At 62.2% G+C, this 17,594-nt stretch carries 16 protein-coding genes, 1 tRNA gene and 1 pseudogene; 11 read left to right on the top strand and 7 right to left on the bottom strand.

All coding sequences use genetic code 11. From position 1 onward, the window contains the following. Positions 1–319: 319 nt before the first annotated feature. The 3 genes from ampH to SIN04_RS04510 all read right to left on the bottom strand — a co-directional run bounded on the left by ampH (position 320) and on the right by SIN04_RS04510 (position 3,217). Positions 320–1,426, bottom strand: coding sequence for a D-alanyl-D-alanine-carboxypeptidase/endopeptidase AmpH (gene ampH / locus SIN04_RS04520; RefSeq protein WP_134486526.1), 1,107 nt, complete (start codon positions 1,424–1,426; stop codon positions 320–322). 121 nt (positions 1,427–1,547) lie between these two features. Then, positions 1,548–2,330 (bottom strand): SDR family NAD(P)-dependent oxidoreductase, encoded by a 783-nt coding sequence (locus tag SIN04_RS04515; protein WP_134486523.1) that lies wholly within the window; start codon positions 2,328–2,330, stop codon positions 1,548–1,550. Then, complete coding sequence (locus SIN04_RS04510) at positions 2,327–3,217, bottom strand: ChbG/HpnK family deacetylase (RefSeq protein WP_134486520.1); 891 nt, start codon at positions 3,215–3,217, stop codon at positions 2,327–2,329. The genes SIN04_RS04515 and SIN04_RS04510 overlap by 4 nt, the downstream gene beginning before the upstream one ends. A gap of 259 nt (positions 3,218–3,476) precedes the next feature. Between SIN04_RS04510 and SIN04_RS04505 the strand changes: the two genes are divergently transcribed. Then, positions 3,477–4,481, top strand: a complete 1,005-nt coding sequence (locus SIN04_RS04505; protein ID WP_134486517.1) for a glycosyltransferase family 2 protein — start codon at positions 3,477–3,479, stop codon at positions 4,479–4,481. 7 nt (positions 4,482–4,488) lie between these two features. Continuing rightward, the gene (gene murJ / locus SIN04_RS04500) at positions 4,489–6,057 is read left to right on the top strand and encodes a murein biosynthesis integral membrane protein MurJ (protein ID WP_134486514.1); all 1,569 of its coding nucleotides are present in this window, start codon (positions 4,489–4,491) and stop codon (positions 6,055–6,057) included. Positions 6,058–6,105: 48 nt separating this feature from the next. Here the strand turns inward: murJ and SIN04_RS04495 are convergent, their stop codons facing one another. Beyond that, a complete protein-coding gene (locus SIN04_RS04495; protein WP_134486511.1) occupies positions 6,106–7,488 on the bottom strand; it encodes a M20/M25/M40 family metallo-hydrolase in 1,383 nt (460 codons plus the stop codon). A 132-nt stretch (positions 7,489–7,620) separates the two neighbouring features. On the opposite strand from SIN04_RS04495, the gene SIN04_RS04490 reads away from it, so the two are divergent. The 5 genes from SIN04_RS04490 (at position 7,621) to SIN04_RS04470 (ending at position 12,497) form a co-directional block, all read left to right on the top strand. After that, positions 7,621–7,959, top strand: coding sequence for a DUF1491 family protein (locus tag SIN04_RS04490; RefSeq protein ID WP_134486508.1), 339 nt, complete (start codon positions 7,621–7,623; stop codon positions 7,957–7,959). 96 nt (positions 7,960–8,055) lie between these two features. Then, positions 8,056–8,460, top strand: coding sequence for a lysozyme inhibitor LprI family protein (locus SIN04_RS04485; RefSeq protein WP_134486505.1), 405 nt, complete (start codon positions 8,056–8,058; stop codon positions 8,458–8,460). An 82-nt stretch (positions 8,461–8,542) separates the two neighbouring features. Then, positions 8,543–8,989, top strand: coding sequence for an acyl-CoA thioesterase (locus SIN04_RS04480; RefSeq protein WP_423136011.1), 447 nt, complete (start codon positions 8,543–8,545; stop codon positions 8,987–8,989). Between the two features lie 108 nt (positions 8,990–9,097). Continuing rightward, positions 9,098–9,496 carry a hypothetical protein gene (locus SIN04_RS04475; RefSeq protein WP_341264240.1) on the top strand — a complete coding sequence of 133 codons (399 nt, stop codon included), beginning with the start codon at positions 9,098–9,100 and terminating at the stop codon, positions 9,494–9,496. A gap of 724 nt (positions 9,497–10,220) precedes the next feature. After that, on the top strand, positions 10,221–12,497 hold the full coding sequence (locus tag SIN04_RS04470) for a polysaccharide biosynthesis tyrosine autokinase (protein WP_134486502.1): 2,277 nt from the start codon (positions 10,221–10,223) through the stop codon (positions 12,495–12,497). Positions 12,498–12,753: 256 nt separating this feature from the next. On the opposite strand, the gene SIN04_RS04465 is transcribed toward SIN04_RS04470, so the two are convergent. Beyond that, positions 12,754–12,838, bottom strand: a tRNA-Tyr gene (locus SIN04_RS04465). 267 nt (positions 12,839–13,105) lie between these two features. Between SIN04_RS04465 and rlmB the strand changes: the two genes are divergently transcribed. Further along, positions 13,106–13,918 carry a 23S rRNA (guanosine(2251)-2'-O)-methyltransferase RlmB gene (rlmB, locus tag SIN04_RS04460; RefSeq protein ID WP_134486500.1) on the top strand — a complete coding sequence of 271 codons (813 nt, stop codon included), beginning with the start codon at positions 13,106–13,108 and terminating at the stop codon, positions 13,916–13,918. A 42-nt stretch (positions 13,919–13,960) separates the two neighbouring features. On the opposite strand, the pseudogene yidD reads toward rlmB, so the two are convergent. Then, positions 13,961–14,263: pseudogene (gene yidD / locus SIN04_RS04455) on the bottom strand (membrane protein insertion efficiency factor YidD); the annotation flags it as partial. Between the two features lie 119 nt (positions 14,264–14,382). On the opposite strand from yidD, the gene SIN04_RS04450 reads away from it, so the two are divergent. After that, a complete protein-coding gene (locus SIN04_RS04450; protein ID WP_166795843.1) occupies positions 14,383–15,222 on the top strand; it encodes a MipA/OmpV family protein in 840 nt (279 codons plus the stop codon). Between the two features lie 68 nt (positions 15,223–15,290). On the opposite strand, the gene SIN04_RS04445 is transcribed toward SIN04_RS04450, so the two are convergent. Continuing rightward, positions 15,291–15,734: an iron-sulfur cluster assembly scaffold protein gene (locus SIN04_RS04445; RefSeq protein WP_134486494.1), complete on the bottom strand. Its 444-nt coding sequence runs from the start codon at positions 15,732–15,734 to the stop codon at positions 15,291–15,293. A 224-nt stretch (positions 15,735–15,958) separates the two neighbouring features. Between SIN04_RS04445 and folE the strand changes: the two genes are divergently transcribed. Continuing rightward, entirely contained in the window at positions 15,959–16,600 is a 642-nt protein-coding gene (gene folE, locus SIN04_RS04440; protein ID WP_134486491.1) for a GTP cyclohydrolase I FolE, read from the top strand. A 132-nt stretch (positions 16,601–16,732) separates the two neighbouring features. After that, positions 16,733–17,182: a phosphoribosyl-AMP cyclohydrolase gene (gene hisI, locus SIN04_RS04435; RefSeq protein ID WP_134486488.1), complete on the top strand. Its 450-nt coding sequence runs from the start codon at positions 16,733–16,735 to the stop codon at positions 17,180–17,182. Positions 17,183–17,594 lie beyond the last annotated feature (412 nt).

Below are 17,594 nucleotides of genomic sequence, written 5' to 3'. Positions count from 1 at the left end.
ATTTTTCTTTCCGCTCGCGATGATCTCTGAAGTTGCCCGGTTGCGGGTGGCGCAGGACGTGGGCGCAGCTCAGCCCACGGCGGACGCCACCAAACGACGCCGATGGGCGGATTTTTCTGCGATCCCACGGGGAAAATACCGTCAGCTTCATCATAAGCGGATGTATGAAGCGTCTTGATGAGCCTTGGAGGGCCACAGCCGCTGAACAGAGAGCTCATGCCCCGCATGCCGTCAGCCTTCGGCGCGGCGGCGAGCTAAAGCTGCTTAGGGGAATTCCAGCAACTCCAGCACGTGAACCGGGAGCTAAATTCTTCGCATCCTACCGCGTCGCAAGGTCTGCGATCATCCCCCTGGCCGCTTCCGTGAGCTTGCCGAACATGCCGAAATCGGCCCTGTTCACAGCGACGAAGACGCCAACGTGGCGGCCCGGCGCAAAGGCGATATAGCTCATGAAGCCGACGCCGCCGCCGCTCTTTGCGATGGTCGCCGGATGAATGCCGTCGGCGGCCGTGATCACCCAGCCGAGCCCAAGACCCGCCATCGGCCCGGCTTCATCGAACCCTATGGCGGCGGGTAGCGCCTGGCGCTGGCGATAGACGGCGTGGCTCAGCGCCAATGTCTCATTGGAGTCGTCCATGTTGTGGCGCAGCCAGCGCGCCATATCATTGGCGGTGCTGTAGAGGCCGCCGCTGCCGTCCGTCGCATGCGTATCGACGCAGGGTCCCGCGCCGCCGAGGCCGCTGCCGATCATCAGCCGCTTGCATTGCTCGGGCGTCGGCGCGAAGCCTGTGTCGGCCATGCCAAGCGGGCCGGTGACGCGCTCGCGCAAGAGATCGGGATAGGGTTTGCCGCCTGAGGTCTCAATGGCGTCGGCCAAAAGATCGAAGCCGACATTTGAATAGGCGGCGATCGTGCCAGGCGCCCAGGGCAGCTCGAAATGGCTGAGCCATTTCCAGCGGTCGGCCCGCGTCGGCCATGCGCGGGGCGCGGAATCCTCCGGCGCCTCCCCCATCTCGCGCGGCAGAGCCGCCGAATGGGTGGCGAGATCGAGCAGAGTGATCGGCCTGCCCTCGAATGCCGGCGTCCCGGCGCCACCGGCGTCGCGTTCCAGCGTATCGGTCAGGCGCAGTTTCCCGTCCGCGACAAGGGAGGCGAGCACTTCGGTCGTAAAGACCTTGGTGATGGAATTCAGCCGGACGAGACTGTTTCCGTCCGGTTTTTGGTTGTTTCCCTTTTCCGTCTCGCCATATCCAAGGACGATGCTGCTGTCGCCGCGCACCACAACGAGGACCATGCCGGGCGCGCCGGACTCGCCGAACATAACGAACCCGGCAAGGTCGGTTGCTTCCGCGAGCACGGCGTCTTCGGCGCGGGACGGGCTAGCCGCGGCCGCCATCAGGGCGAGCGCGAGGAAAATCGACCGCATATGCAAATCCCCCTGTGGCCGACGCGGCGCAACAAAACGCCATGAGTCGGGTCGAGCGGAAGATTGCACAAAGATGCGGCGAAAACTATGCATGGAATGATTGGCGCAAGGTCAGCCGCCGTCAAATATCGCGGCGCGCCCGCCGCGTCGCCAGCCGCATCAGGGGAAACAGCAGCGGATGAGGCAGCAGCCTTGCCGCCTTGAACGCATAGGCCAGCCTGCGCGGAAAGGTGATCTCGAAGCCGCCCTTTGCAAATCCATCACAGATGATCCGCGCGGCCCGCTCCGCGCTCATGATGAAGGGCATGTCGAAATCCGCGTTTGGCGCCGTCATGGCCGTTTCGACGAAGCCCGGATTGACGACCTGGACCGTCAGCCCCGCCGGCTCATGGGTCATCCTCAAAACTTCGGCGATGTAGATGAGCGCCGCTTTGCTCGCGCCATAAGCCATCGAGCCCGGTATGCCGCCGTAGCCCGCGAGCGAGGACGTGATGGCGATTTGTCCCCGCCCCCGCAAAACCATCGCTTCGAGCAGTGGGCCAAGACAATTCAGCGCGCCGCCGACATTGACCTCGAAACTGCGCCAGGCGACGTCCACATCGAATTTTTCGCGCTCGGACGGAAAATAGACGCCGGCGTTCAGGAACGCGAGCGCGACCGGCCCGTGAGCGGCTTCAATGCCGGCGATGATCGCCGCCATTTTCTGGCGGTCCGTGACATCGCCGGGAAAGCTTAAAATGCTGGGAGATTGCGCCGCCAGCGCATCGAGTTCGGCGGCCCGCCGCGCGTTGACGGCGATGGTAAATCCGCGCTCGGCGAGCAAAAGCGCCACGGCGCGGCCAATGCCGGAACTCGCGCCAGTGACAAAGGCGACCCCATCTTCGGGACGCGCGCGAAAACTCAAGCCGCGATCTCGAGTTTTGGCGGCGACATGCGCGCGAGCTTGACGCTGGCGCGCCGCAGCAAGTCGGCGAAGGCCGGAGACAACAGGAAATTCAGCTCTCTTTCGCGCGTCAGCGTCACCGGATCCGCCAGAATCAGCTCTTCGTCGCAATAGCCCGGATGACACATGATGAGGTGACGCCGCCCTGGGGCGCGAAGATAGGTTTCGAAGTCGCGAGCGTAATCGCTACAGGGATCAAATTGCGAGAAGCCGGAAAAGCCCTCATTGGTGGCAAAACCCCGCGCCGCCGCGGCGCGCGAGAATCCTTTGGCGAGCCAGGCGATCCCCAGGGCCTTTTTGAGCTCGACGCCGCGGCGCAGGATGCGGGTCGGACGATCGGCGCTGTTGCGGAGCCAGATCTTTCCCTTGAGATTGCGCGCCTCCAGTTCGTCGAGCAGCCAATGGCGGATCTGCGGCAGGATCTGCACATGCTGATGACCGTCGACGAAATCGGGAGGAGCGCCGAAATGCTCGAAAAATTCGTCGAGCTGGCGGGCGATCTCATGACGAATTTCCATTTCCGGCAGATCGCCTTTGCGCGCAGCCTTTAAAACCCGTGTAATTTCAGGTAGATGGCCGGTCGGGGCGAAGCGCGGCATGAAACTCAGCGGCGCGCCGAGCGTCAAATTGAGATGGAGGCCGATATCGGCGTTGGCCGCATATCTACGCAGCGCGCGCCCTCCTTTCGCCCAGGAGCGGCGGTTCGCCATCACGCTCGTGGCGCTGATGCGCCCCGCGTCGAGCGCCTCGATGACGCCCCGGTTGACGCCGGGAGACAAAGCAAAATCATCGGCGCAAAGGCTGATCGAAGAGCAAGCTTGGCCGCCGCCCACGCTCTGTACCCCCATGGCCTTCACTCCCTTGGCGGGAACCTTTCGAGGCTGGCCCCGGCATATCGAAACCCGATTTTAGACCCTGTCTTGCGCAATTCAATGCCAAAGCCTAGAGCATCGGATTCGAAACTGCATCTTTATCTCGTAACAACAACTTTCGAGGCGCATCGTTTCCGCGGATTCGCTGTTCCGCCTTAATCTATTCGCTTCGATACGCGATTGTGAACGGCGCCTTCGCGTCTTTGCCTGAGCTTGCGATGAGAAAGCCAAATCAATGATGAGATCCGATGCCGTCATGGCGGAAGCGGAGCTTTCCGTGGTCGTGCCGAGCTTCAATGAATCGGCCAACTTAAGGCCCCTGATCGAACGCCTGACTGCGGTGCTCGAATCCTGCGCGCGTTCGTTCGAGATCATCGTCGTCGATGACGGATCGACGGACGATACGCTGGAGTTTCTGCGCAAGGCGCATGATGGGGACCCGCGCATCCGCGTGATCGCTCTCAGCCGCAATTTCGGCAAGGAAATCGCGATCGCGGCGGGGCTTGACCATGCGAGCGGCGCCGCAACCATCATCATGGACGCCGACCTGCAACATCCGCCGGAGATGATTACCAGCTTCGTCGAGAAATGGCGGGAGGGCTACAAGAACGTCTACGGCCAGCGCGTCGACCGCGGCGCCGACACAGCCTTGCGGCGCATCCTGACGCAGCGCTTCTATCAGCTCTTCGGCTCTGTCGGGGAGACGCGTCTGCCGGAAGGCGCCGGCGACTTCCGGCTGCTCGACGCCAAAGCCGTCGCGGCGCTGCGGATGATGCGCGAGCACGCGCGCTTCTCGAAAGGTCTCTACGCCTGGATCGGCTTCAAGTCGATCGGCGTTCCTTTCGACGTCGCGCCGCGTCAGGCCGGGCACAGCAAGTTCAGCTACCGCAAATTGACCCATTTCGCGCTCGACGGCCTGATGTCGTTTACGACCATGCCGTTGAAGATCTGGACCTATATTGGCCTCGCCATATCGGTATTCGCTCTGGGCCTTGCGAGCTTTTATGTAATCCGGACAATGATTTGGGGCGTCGATGTTCCGGGCTATGCGTCCTTGATCGTGTCGATCACCTTCTTCGCCGGCATTCAACTGCTCTCGCTCGGCATTCTTGGCGAATATATCGGCCGTATCTTCGCAGAGGTGAAGCGTCGCCCCCTCTATGTCGTCGAGGAGCGCCTCGGCCTGACGCCGCTCGCGCCGGACGAGCTATCGCTCCGGCGCCGGCGCGATTGGGTCTGAGCCATCTATGTACAAAAGCCTCTTATCGGTCGGCGGCCTCACGCTTCTCTCGCGCGCCGCCGGCTTCCTGCGCGACATCATGCTCGGCGCCATTCTCGGCGCAGGCCTTCTCGCCGACGCGTTTGTCGTGGCGCAGCGGCTGCCCAACCACTTTCGCGCCATTTTCGGCGAGGGCGCCTGGAATGCGGCCTTCGTGCCGACCTATTCGCGCGTCCTGCAAGGCGAAGGCATTGGCGGAGCAAGGCTGTTTTCCGGCCAGATTTTCGTCGGCCTCCTGCTCTCGCAGCTTGCGCTGCTCGCCCTCGCCTTAGCATTTACGCCGACCTTGATCGATCTTCTCGCGCCCGGCTTTCGCGACGACCCCGAAAAATTCAAGCTGACCGTCACGCTGACGCGGATCACCTTTCCCTATCTCATGTTCATCACGCTTGTGACGCTGCAATCGGGCGCTCTCAACGCGCATGGGCGGTTTACCGCCGCCGCCTTCACCTCCGTGCTGATGAACCTTTCGGTGATGGCTTTTCTCGCCATCGCCTTCCTGTTTCCGAACGCTGGCGCCGCGGCCGCCTGGGGCCTCACCGTCTCAGGCGTGCTGCAGCTCGCCCTCACCTCCTTCGCCGCCTGGCGCGCCGGCATATTGGAGCGTTTCGCCTGGCCGAGCATGACAGCGGACGTAAAGCGATTCTTGACGATGCTCGGACCCGCCGTGATTGGCTCGGCCGGCATCCAGATCGCGCTGTTCGCCGACACGATCTTCGGCTCCATGCTGCCGACCGGCGGACCGTCCTCGATCTATTACGCCGAGCGCATTTATCAGCTGCCGCTCGGCGTCATCGGCATCGCGGCGGGCACCGTGCTTCTGCCGCAGATGAGCCGCCTGCTCGCCGCCGGAAAGCCGGACGCCGCCCTGCACGCGCAAAACCGCACCATGGCCCTGTCGCTGGCGCTGACGGCGCCTTTCTTCGTCGCCTTCATCATGATTCCCGACTTCATCATGCGCGGCATTTTTCTGCGCGGCGCCTTTACGCTTGACGCGGCGGAGGGCTCCGCCGCCGTGCTCTCGGCCTATGGCTTCGGTCTTGTCGCCATCGTGCTGGTGCGCTCCGCCATCGCGAGTTTTCAGGCCGAGGGCGACACGCGCACGCCAATGATGATTTCCCTGACCGCCGTTGGAATCAACATCGCGCTGAAGCTTGTCCTGTTCAAGCCGTGGGGCGCCGTTGGTCTTGCGAGCGCGACCGCCGCCGGCGCCTGGGTCAACCTCGTGCTGCTGGCTTTTTTCGCGCTCCGGCGAGGCTCGATGAAATTTGACCTCGTTTTGTGGAAGACCGCCACATGCGTTTCGGTGGCGTCCTGCGCGCTTTCCTTTTTCGCGCTGCTCGCCGCGCATCCCGCGCAACGCCTCGCGGAAACGATCGGCCGCTTTCCCTACGTGGTCGAGCTTCTCCTCCTCGGCTGCGGCGGAGCGCTCGTCTATGGGATCATTCTGATCGCCGGCCTGCATGTTTCCGGCGTCAAGCTGCGGCGCTCCGTTCCGGCGAGCGACAAAATCTTCGAGCCGGTCGAGGGCGCCTGAACTCCGGCTTGCCGCCGGTGGGACCCCAGCATCCCTGGAGTCTTCGCCTCATTGTGCGATCGCGCTCAACACCCGCGCCCAGCTGCGCGCGCCTTTATGGAAAGACGTCAGCTCATATTTTTCGTTTGGCGAATGCATGCGATCGTCCTCGAGGCCGAAGCCGATCATCAGCGTATCCATGTTGAGATCGCTCTTGAAATTGCCAACGATCGGGATCGAGCCGCCGCAGCCGGCGAGCACGGGATCGGCTCCCCATTCGGCCTGGAGCGCCCGGCTCGCACGCGATAGCGCCTCGGAACTGAAAGGCAATTGCAGCGCCTTTGAGCCGCCATGCGAGATGAATTCGACCTTGCAATCCTCCGGCAGGCTTTTCCGCACATAGGCGCGAAAGCTCTCCGCGATCTTGGCCGGATCCTGCGCGCCGACGAGCCGGAAAGAGAATTTGGCGCTAGCCTGCGCCGGCAGCACCGTCTTCGATCCCTTTCCGGTGTAGCCGCCGAGGACCCCGTTGACGTCGCAGGTTGGGCGCGACCAGACCATCTCGAGCACGCTGCGGCCCTGTTCGCCAGCGGGAATGGAAAGGCCGACGGCGCCAAGAAATTCCGCCTCGTTGAACTTCAGCGCGCGCCATTGCTCGGCGACCTCCTCCGGCAGCTCAGTGACGCCGTCGTAGAAGCCCGGCAGAGTGACGCGTCCGTCCTGGTCGTGAAGTCCGGCGATGATGCGCGCGAGCACATGGATCGGGTTGATCGCCGCGGAGCCAAAAATGCCCGAATGCAGATCGCGGTCCGCGCCGCGAATGATCGCCTCTTCCAGAACGAGGCCGCGCAGCATGGTGGTGATCGCCGGCGTCGCGCGGTCCCACATGCCAGTGTCGCAGACGAGCGCGAGATCGGCTTCGAGCTCTTTCTTGTTGGCGGCGAGAAAGGCGGGCAGCGACGGCGAGCCCGTCTCTTCCTCGCCTTCGAGCAGGATGGTGATCATGCAAGGCAGATCGCCGGTTTCCCTGAAGGCGCGAACCGCCTCGATGAAGGTCATCAATTGACCCTTGTCGTCGGCGACGCCGCGTCCGACGATCTGCCTGCCTGTCTCCGCTTCAACGATGCGCGCCTCGAAGGGCGGCGTTTGCCAAAGCTCCAGCGGGTCCGCCGGCTGCACGTCATAATGGCCATAAAACAGAAGATGCGGCACGTCGGGCCGCGCCGCCTTAGCGTGGGCGACGACCATCGGATGTCCCGCCGTCGGCCGCACCGAGGCTTCAAACCCCAGCCCCGTCAGTTCGTTCGCCAGCCACTCGGCGGCGGCCTTGCACTCGCCCGCGAAGGCCGGGTCCGTCGATACCGATTTGATAGCGATGAGTTGAAACAGCCGCTCCAGCGCGGAATCGAGATTGGCGTCGATTTTGTCAAGCACGGTTTCGAGCGCTGCCATGAGATCTCCTTCGCTTCGGCGAGCCGGGCTGGTTGGCAAATTGGCGACCGATCAAATACATGTCGCTTCGATATCCGGCAAAGGTGAATTTTCGATTCCCTTCCCTAACCGATAGAACAGGCAAGACGTCACATGAGGCTGCGCGCCGATTTCTGGGTTTCCGCCTATCTGCGGCGTTGCGCGCATGAGGGGGCCGTCGCGGTGCTGCGCCGGCGCGGCGCGGCCGAGGCGGGGGCGATCTTCGTCAAGGTCGATCGCCTCGACGGAGCCGCCGCGCTGTTCGGGCCGGCGCCGCAAAGCGAAGCGCAGGACGCCGGAGACCGTCTGTTCACGAGACTGCACCCTGAGCCGTGGATCGACCCGGCTGAGGCCGAAGCAAAGCTTACGCGGCAAATCAAATTCGACCCCGATCTCTGGATTCTCGAGACGGAGGATCGCGAGGGGCGGTGTTTTCTCGATCTCGTCGAGTGAGATCGCGCGCCGCCCGTCGACGTCTGTCGGCGCTTGCGCGCTGGACGGCTGCGTTTATGCTTGCGGCCATTGACGGCGTGACAGCAAGGAGAGGAAATGCGCAGCGTTACGATTTTACTCTGTTCGGCAGCCTTGCTTTCGGCTTTTCCAGCCCGCGCCGAGGACTGCGCCGGCGCCGTGACGCAGGCCGACATGAACGCCTGCGCCAGCGTCGCGCTCAAAAACACCGACGCGGAGCTGAATGCGATCTATCGAGACGTCGTCGCCCGCCTCAAAGGCAGCGAAGAGACCAGGCAGCTTCTGGTTACGGCGCAAAGAACATGGCTGCAATTCCGCGACGCGGAATGCGCTTTCTCGGCCAACGCCGTGAAGGATGGAAGCATCTATCCGACCATCCTGCAAAACTGCCGCACGGCTTTGACCGCCAGCCGCGTCAAGGCGCTCAAAGCCTATCTTACATGCCAGGAAGGCGATATGGGCTGCCCCGTGCCGTCTCAATGAGCTTTGGCTGCGCGCTTGCGGGATGACATTATCCAACCCGGTTTCGCACTCTTGAATCCGATCGAGGCGATCAATCATGACCATGGCCGACGATGCAAAACCGCACTCCGGCGGACAGCCTGATCCGAGCGAAAAGCCGCCGGCGGACGCTCCGGTCATCCGCGCGATTGCAATGCCCGCCGACACCAATCCGGCCGGCGACATTTTCGGCGGATGGCTGATGGCCCAGATGGATCTGGCGGCGGGCAGCGTCGCAGCGCGACGGGCGCGCGGGCGCTGCGCGACCGTGACTGTCGAAGGAATGACCTTTCACAGCCCGGTCTTTGTCGGCGACGAAGTCAGCCTCTATGCCCGGCTCATGAGCGAAGGCCGCACGTCCATGCGCATCAAGATCGAAGCATGGCGGCGCTACCGTGAGGAAGAGGCGGTCAACAAAGTCACCGAAGCCGTTTTTGTCTTCGTCGCCATTGGCAAAGATCGTCGCCCGACTCCCTTGCCCCCCGCCGATGACAGCAACCGCATCAAATAAAAGCTGACGGCGCCCGAGATCGCAGCCGCCGCTTTTGATTTTCCCAAGCCCCGCTTGGTCTTTGTCGAAAACTCTGCGATTTTGGAGAAAGTGCAACGGGAGGTTGAGGTGGGCTATATCCGCGGCGTCAGTCTCTTTGCGGCCGTTTTGACCGCCGGCGCGTGTTGTGAGGCCACAATCTCCAGCGCCTCGCAAAAGGTTCAGTCGGCGGCGCGATCACGCCATGACGGCGTTTACGCCGTCGACGTTTTCACGCATCAGGGCGCTTGCGACAGCGTCTACCACTGGACGATCACCGTCTTGCGCGGACGCGTCAGCTCGCCCGCCGACGGCTTCATGCAAGCATCGGGAGAGATTACGCCCCGCGGCGTCGTCTCCCTGGCGTTCCGGCGCGATAATCAAGTCGCTACTGTCGCCGGCAAAGTTAAAGGCAAGGTCGCAACGGGCATATGGTCGTCGCCGACGCTGCAATGCGCCGGATCCTGGCGCGCGGTGCGGCAAGGATAGGCGGCGGTGGGTGAGCGCGCCGACGCCAATACTGCGGCGTTTCTTTAGGCAAGAAGCCGATTGCTTTGGCGGCGTTCGTATGCTTTTTTAAGTGGGAAACTGCGCCCGCCGGGGTCAGGCATGGCGCCGATCTTGCGGTTCTTTCTGTATGGCGCGGCGGGACAGCAGCGTGCGCGACGGGAAGCCCTTTGAGGCAGGTATAGCGGACTCCCTAGCGTGGAAGCTTACGTTTGCAACCAATAAATTCGCGATCGATAGACAGAAGTTTCTTTTATTTTTTGAAAATCCTTATTTCGTTGTTAGATCAGATACATTTCTACATTTCGAGGATGCAGAGAATTAATTGCCATATTCAATCCCTCGATCATTTATAGCGGAACATTTAGCATTTCTCTTTTGATTGCAATTCCGGATCGATCTGTTAGCATGTGCAAAACGACGCTATGAACAGAGTGCTCCGGCCTGTGGCGCGGAAGGCTGTCATGGCGCGGCTGTGTGAAATGACACGGCGCGCAGACCATGCGGTCTGAATGTTGGGTTTTGGTCGGGCTATCCGTTGATCGAGAGATTACATTGATTTTTGGAAAGATGACAAGCGTGTTACTTGTCTGTTCCAGCTGTTCTCGATTTAGCTCAATCAAGACTAGCCTCAGCTTGATGCTAAACGTTCGTATATGATAATCAAAATTCGTTACCCGACCAGGCCGACAGCGAGCTGATCCCGATGCTGCAAATCAACAAACGAGCCCCCCTTGCCGGCCAAGACTCGCCAAAAGTCATTGAGCCGCTCCTCGATGCGGTTCAGAGCGCGACACGCATCGTCCGGCGTCAGCTCCCGATTGTCGTCGTGATCATGACCTGCTGCGTGGCGCTCGCCGTGCTGTATCTGGTCAACACGCCGCCGAAATTTACCGCCACGGGCTCAATGGTCATAGACACGCACAAGGTTCAGCTGCTCGAAAAGGAATCCGTATTGGGCGATGCGCAGATTGACGCTTCGACCGTGCAGACCCAGGTCGAAATGCTGAAGTCCGATAATGTCGCTCTGGCGGTGATCAAAAAGCTCCGTCTCATCGACGATCCGGAGTTTGTGCCGCCAGCCGATGAAAAGTCGAAGGGCTTGTTCAGCTTTCTGTTTCCAGCCGCGCCCGCCAAGACGCTGTCCGAGGCCGAGCGCGAACAGATCGCTCTGGGCGCCTTTGATGATCGCCTGACCGTGACGCGCGAGGGCCTCACCTATGTCATCGACGTCGGCTTCACCTCGCTCAATCCCGAAAAATCAGCGCTGATCGTCAACACGCTCGTCGAGGCCTTCGTCGACGATCAGATGGAAGCCAAATATCAGGCCGCACGCCGCGCCGGGGTGTGGCTCGCGGACCGCATCAAGGAGCTGCGCTCGCAGGCCGCCGCGGCCGAACACGCGGTGGTGGATTTCAAGAAGAAGAACAATATCGTCGACACAGGCGCGGCCATCGGAGGCGGCGCCAGCGCCTCCCGCATGCTGATCAACGATCAACAGCTTTCCGAACTGAATACCCAGCTCATCCTATCAGCCGCTGCAACCGCTGAGGCTAAGGCCCGCCTCGAACGCATTACGGCCGTGATGTCGCAGGACATTCCCGACGCGTCGATAACGGACGCCCTGAAGAGCGAAGTGATCATCAAACTGCGCCAGCAATATCTCGAGCTCGCGCAAAAGGAAGCTATTTTCTCCCAGCGTTATGGCGCCAATCATCTGGCGACGGTCAATCTGCGCACGCAAATGCAGGAGATCCGCCACAGCATCGCCGATGAAATGCGCAAGATCGCCGAAGGCTACAAGAGCGATTACGAGATCGCAAAAACGCGCGAACAAAGTCTCAGGGACAGCATGGCGAGCGCGGTTACGCAATCGCAGACCTCCGGTCAGGCGCAGGTTCAGCTCCGCGAGTTGACCAGCAGCGCCGACGCCGCCCGGACCCTCTATGACAGCTTCCTGCAGCGCTACATGGAGGCGGTGCAGCAGAAGGACGCCGTTCCGATTAGCGAAACGCGCCTGATCAGCCCGGCGTACCCGCCGATGAAAAAGAGTTCGCCGAAAACGCTCATAACCCTGCTGCTCGCGCTGGCCGGCGGCGGCGTCCTGAGCTTCGGTTTCGCTTATTTGCGGGAAGCCTCCGACGGCGTGTTCCGCACCAGCGATCAGATCGAGGATGTTCTGCGCGTCAATTGCCTCGCGATGGCGCCGGCGCTCAAATTCTCCTCGCCCCGCGGCGATTCGAGCGGTGGCGACGACAAAACGCTGGCGGGCCTGGAGTTTCTACGCAATGTCGTCGATGCGCCCTTTGGCCGCTACGCCGAGGCGGTGCGATCGGTGAAAATCGCCGCCGACCTCAATGGGGCCTTGAAATCGCACAAGGTCATCGGCCTTACCTCCACTCTGCCGAATGAAGGCAAATCCACGCTGGCCGCCAATCTGGCGCATCTCATCGCCGATGCGGGCGGCAACGTCATCCTGGTCGACGCCGATCTGCGCAGCCCTTCCCTGTCGCGCTGGCTCACTCCCGACGCTCCCGGCTTGATCGACGTCGTCATCGGCAATATTTCAATCGACGCCGCCGTCGCCACATTGCCCTCGACCCGGCTGCATTTCCTGGCCGCTGGCGCGACGGCGAAACTGCCCCACACCAATGAAATTCTCGCCTCGGCGGCGATGAAGAGCCTCATAGACGGCCTGCGCGCGAAATATGACTACATCATCGTCGATCTTTCGCCGGTCGCTCCGATCGTGGACGTCCGGACGACCGGCCACATCATCGACACCTACGTCTATGTCATCGAGTGGGGCAAGACGAAGGTCGACGTGGTCGAGCGCGGCCTTTCGGAGGCGCAGGGCGTTTATGACCGCCTGCTCGGCGTTGTCCTGAACAAGGTCGATATGGGCGCCCAAAGCCGCTACGAGCGCTATCATGGCAATCATTATTACCGGAAATATTATTCGAAATACGGCTATCTCGAATAGGACGCCGAAGCCTTTGGGGGCCCCGCGCTCAAGAAGAGGCGCGGGGCGCTCGCCGGGCGGACCGGCCAATCGATGAAGGCGCTGTAAATGCCGTGCGGACACGGCTTCTGGAGCGTTGATTCGTTTGAAGAGGCGCCGCGTGGATATCACTCGGCAATTCGGTCAAAAATAGCTTTTGGGACGCGTGCGGTCACCCTCTCAGGGCTCGCCAGTGTCTCGCCGGAGCGCGCTGGAAAAACCGCGCGCGGCGAACACGTGGTGGGGGAGGTAGGACTCGAACCTACGAAGGCGTAGCCAGCGGATTTACAGTCCGCCCCCTTTGCCGCTCGGGACACTCCCCCAAGAAAGGTCCCGCCACGCGGGAGCTTTCGTGAACGCGCTTATGCGAACCGAGCCCGCCGCTGTCAACCTAAAATCTGAAGCCAGGCGCATTGATCCACGGCGCGCGCATTGCGCAAGGCGAGCGAGCGTGACAGGAAAGTGGCGCATCGAGGCATTCTTTTCGAACGGACATCGAAGTGACGCGCGACAGGATAAAACGGTTTGGCGAGAAGGGCCCGGCTCGCACGCGCCCGAAGCCGCCGCGGCCGCCCGCGCCGGAGACAGAAATGGCCCGACGCCCTGACGCGCCACGGACGTCGGCGCCGCGCGTTCCGGCCGGCCCGGACGTCGCCTCCACAAATCCACGCGCTTTCCGCCGTCCCGCCCCGGACCTCATGGCGCTTTATGGCTTTCATGCCGTCCGCGAGGCTCTCCGCGTGAGAAAACGGCGGCTGCTCGACATTTATGCGACGAAGGCCGCCGCGCAAAAGCTTTCGGCTGACATCGAGGCCGCGGGGCTTTCCGCGCACATCGTTGAGGCGGAGGACCTCTCCCGGCGTCTCGGCGCCAACGCCGTCCACCAGGGGATCATGCTCGAAGCGCGGCCGTTCGAGCCGCTCAACATCTCCGACATAGAGTCCAAAAGCGGCGTCGTCCTCGTGCTGGATCAGATTACGGACCCGCATAATGTCGGCGCGATCTTGCGCACCGCCGCAGCTTTTCGGGTCGACGCGCTGGTAATGACCGAACGCCATGCGCCAGAGATGACCGGCGTTTTGGCGAAAGCGGCGTCGGGCGGCCTCGAACATGTGCCGATTGTCCATGTCGTCAATCTCGCCCGCGCGCTGGAGAGCTTGAGCGACATCGGTTATTTGCGCGTCGGCCTCGACTCTGAAGGCGAGACGACGCTCACCGCGGCGCCGCTAACGCGTCCGCTAGCGCTCGTCCTTGGCGGCGAAGGCAAGGGGCTGCGCCGCCTCACCCGCAAGAACTGCGACCTCGTCGCGCGTCTCGATATGAGCGGCCCCATCAAGAGCCTCAACGTCTCCAACGCCTGCGCCGTCGCCCTTACCGTCGCTGAGCTGCGCCTTGCCGGATAATTTCACGGCGTTGGCGTCGGGCTCTTGCGCGTCCGGCAGCGGTCCCCGCCACCGCCCATAGGACCACGGGCGCAACCAGTGCGCGTTCGTCGGCAAGGCTTGCGGCACAGGATCAAACCCCGCCGTGCCAAACGGCTGACACCGGCAAAGGCGCGCGAAGCCCATGAAACCGCCGGCCCAGAGCCCGTGCCGCGCGATCGCCTCGTCCATATAGGTGGAGCAGCTCGGCAAATGACGACATTGAGACCCAACCAGCGAAGAAAACGTCAGCTGGTATGCGCGAATGGAGAAGCGCGCCGCTGAACGGCCAATTGTGGAAGCGTGTCTCAAAAGGGTTTCGGGCATCAATCCCGCCTCACTTGGTACGATCGTGGCGCCACTGTGGCAGATATGCACTGGCAGGCGCGGAGAGCTGGTCTCATAGTATCGCTTCGATCCTGCGACTCAAAGCCTCCGGTGCGCCCGTGTCTTTTTCAAAACGCCTGGCTCTCTCCAGCCTTCTGTCCGTAACGACGTCAGCCGTCTTCGCGGCGGACCTGCCGACTCTTGCGCAGCCGGCCCCGGCATCGGGCTGGACCGTCACCGTCGGGCTTGGGCCCCAGGTTCAGAGCGCTTTCCCCGGCGCGCGGGCCGTCACCGTATGGCCGACTGGAACGCTGGCTCTGCGCCGGCCCGGTGAGCCCGAGCCCTTCAGTTCCCCCGACGACGGCTTTGGCATTTCGCTGCTCGACTATGGCTGGATCAAAGCCGGACCCGTCGGCCGCGTCATGCCGAACAGAGGGTTGAGCAACGGCAATGGCGCCTTCTACGGACTGCCGAATGTCGACTGGACTCTGGAGCTCGGCATTTTCGGCGAACTCTGGTACACGGAGCATTTCCGCGCCCGCGGTGAAATACGCCAGGGCGTCAATGGCCATGATGGCATAGACGCGAATATCGCCTTCGACGCGATCCAGAAATGGAACGGCTTCACGCTGGCGGTCGGCCCGCGCCTGCAGCTGGGCGACACTCAATTCATGAACGCTTATTTCTCGGTCACGCCCTATCAGGCTCTCCTTAATGGGAAAGTGACGCCTTATCAGGCCTATGGCGGCTTGACGTCGGTCGGGGTGCTCGGCTCGATCAAATACGACTTCACGCCGACCTGGAGCGCGACCGTATTCGGCGGCTATAATCGTCTCGTGAGCAGCGCGGCGGCAAGCCCGGTGCCGAACAATCTCGGCTCGCTGAACCAATATACCGGCGGCCTGATCGTCGCCCACTCTTTCAATCTGGATCTGCCGTTCTTACCCGTCGGCAACTGAGCTAAAGCGCTGCCCCTTCCGCGCGGCTCCTCAAATGAATGCAGGCAGGCTCTCGGCGGGGCGGTCATCTAACGATTGTCCGCCTGCGCCGCCTCGACCTGATTGACGCAATCGAGCGTCGCCTCGAAGGTCAGGAGAGTCGATGCATGCCGCGCCTTATAGTCGCGCACCGGCTCGAGCGCAGCAATTTCCGACCACTTCCCGTTTGGCGGCGCGCCATTTTCCTTGAGCATGGCGCGAACCTGGTCGCGCAGGGCGCGGATCTCGGCGGCGGTCGAGCCGATCACATGGCGGGCCATGATCGAGGCCGCCGCCTGCCCCAGCGCGCATGCCTTCACGTCATGCGCGAAATCCACGATCTTGCCGTCATCCATGACAACATCGACAATAACGGTTGAGCCGCACAGTTTCGAATGCGCTTTCGCCGAGGCGCTCGGCGCCGCGAGCCGGCCTTGCCGCGGGATGTTTCCCGCAAGCTCCAGTATTCGACTGTTGTATATTTCTGTCAGCATGGTCCTACGCGGAATAAAGGTGCGGGTGACGGCGGGCAACGCATACTATATAGGTGTGGCAGGGTTATGCGACGAGATTTGGCGCATTTCCAAGCGATCCTCCCGGGCTAACGTCCGCTCGGCGCATCTGGCTGCAGAGGCCGTCCCTCTTTAGTCGGATGCGACGCTCCCTCTATGTCAGGTGGGATGCAAGGGACAATTATTGATGCTTTTGGAGGCGCCACATGGATGCCGTGGTTAAGTCCTTGGTCGAACGTTCTCAGCCCCAGCGCGACAATTCAGCGCGGGAGCCCCTCCCGACGCGGGAGGAGGCCGAAGCCGCCGTCCGCGTGCTGTTGCGCTGGGCGGGCGACGACCCGACGCGCGAGGGATTGGTCGATACGCCGGCCCGGGTCGTCAAAGCCTATGAAGAATTATTCTCCGGTTACCGCGAGGATCCCACCTCGGTGCTTGCGCGCGTCTTCGAGGAAGTGCACGGCTATGACGACATTATCCTCGTGCGCGACATCCCGTTCTCGTCGCATTGCGAGCACCATGTGGTGCCTTTCGTCGGCGTGGCCCATATCGCTTATTACCCTTCCGAAGAGGGCGTCGTCGGGCTTTCCAAGCTTGCGCGCCTCGTCGATGTGTTCGCCAGGCGCCTGCAGACGCAGGAGGCGCTGACGGCCCAGATCATCGGCGCGATCGACGTTCATCTGCGTCCGCGAGGCTGCGCGATCATGATCGAGGCCGAGCATATGTGCATGTCGATGCGCGGCGTCCGCAAACAGGGCGCTCAGACCATCACCACCCAGTTTACCGGCGTCTTCCGCGACGATCCGGCCGAGCAGGCGCGCTTCCTCACCATGCTGCGGCACGGCAAATAAGCTCAAAATCTCAAGGCTTTTTTTTGGGCTGTGTCCAGCTGGCGCCGCCAGCCTATAGTCCTGTTGCGCGGAAGATGCTTTTCCCTGCCGCGCATTTTTTGGCGATGCAGGCAAGACTGAAAGGGCGGCGACATGACCGGCGAGCGTGCAACAGCGACCCCTCCCGCTCCATCGCCAACTCCGATCGGCGCCAAAGGACAGGGCGCGAAATTCGATCTTGAGGAAGGGACCGCGTTCACGCCGCGTTTTGGCCCCGACGGGCTGATCGTCTGTGTGACGCGCGCGGCCGCCGACGGCGAAATTCTGATGATCGCCCATATGAATGCCGAGGCCTTGCGCCTGACGCTTGTAACGGGCGAAGCGCATTATTGGTCGCGTTCGCGGCAGGAAATCTGGCGCAAAGGCGCGACATCCGGACAAACGCAGAAAATAACGGAAATCAGGACGGACTGCGATCAGGACGCCTTATTGCTGAGCGTTGAGGCCGGCGGCGACGGCGGCGCCTGCCATACGGGCCGGCGCTCGTGCTTCTACCGCAAGGTCGTAAGCCGCGATGGCGGAGCGGTTCTCGTCTTCGATTAGCGTGACTGGTCGGGCGCGCGGAATGGCGGTCGGCGATGCGCTCGACGCGCCAAAAGCATTGCGCCAGATCGCATCGATCCAGGATATAATTAATTTTGCCGGCCGAAAACGCCGCCTTTTAAGGGAGTGGCCATTGAAAAAGGTTTATCTCGCTTATGCGCTTCTCGGCCTGATCGTGATCCTTCTTCTGTTCGCGCAACTGGCGCGGACGGGCGCGCCGGTCTAACGCTGGGCCGTGGCCTTCGTTCTCCTCGTTGCCCGAGGATTCGCAGGTCGGGCGGCCATCGAACCGGTTCATGCTTGAGCCGCGCGCATGACGAGCCGCCGCCGCGCGGCTGCTCGGGGCAATCCCGCCAAATGGGTCTTCTTTTCGTCGGCAAGGCGGCGTCAGCTCTGAAGAAGCGCCCAAGCG

The organism is Methylocella tundrae, from assembly GCF_038024855.1.
Lineage (GTDB): Bacteria > Pseudomonadota > Alphaproteobacteria > Rhizobiales > Beijerinckiaceae > Methylocapsa > Methylocapsa tundrae.
Note: the sequence above shows the minus strand (reverse complement) of the source record. Positions and strands in the feature narration are given on the sequence as shown.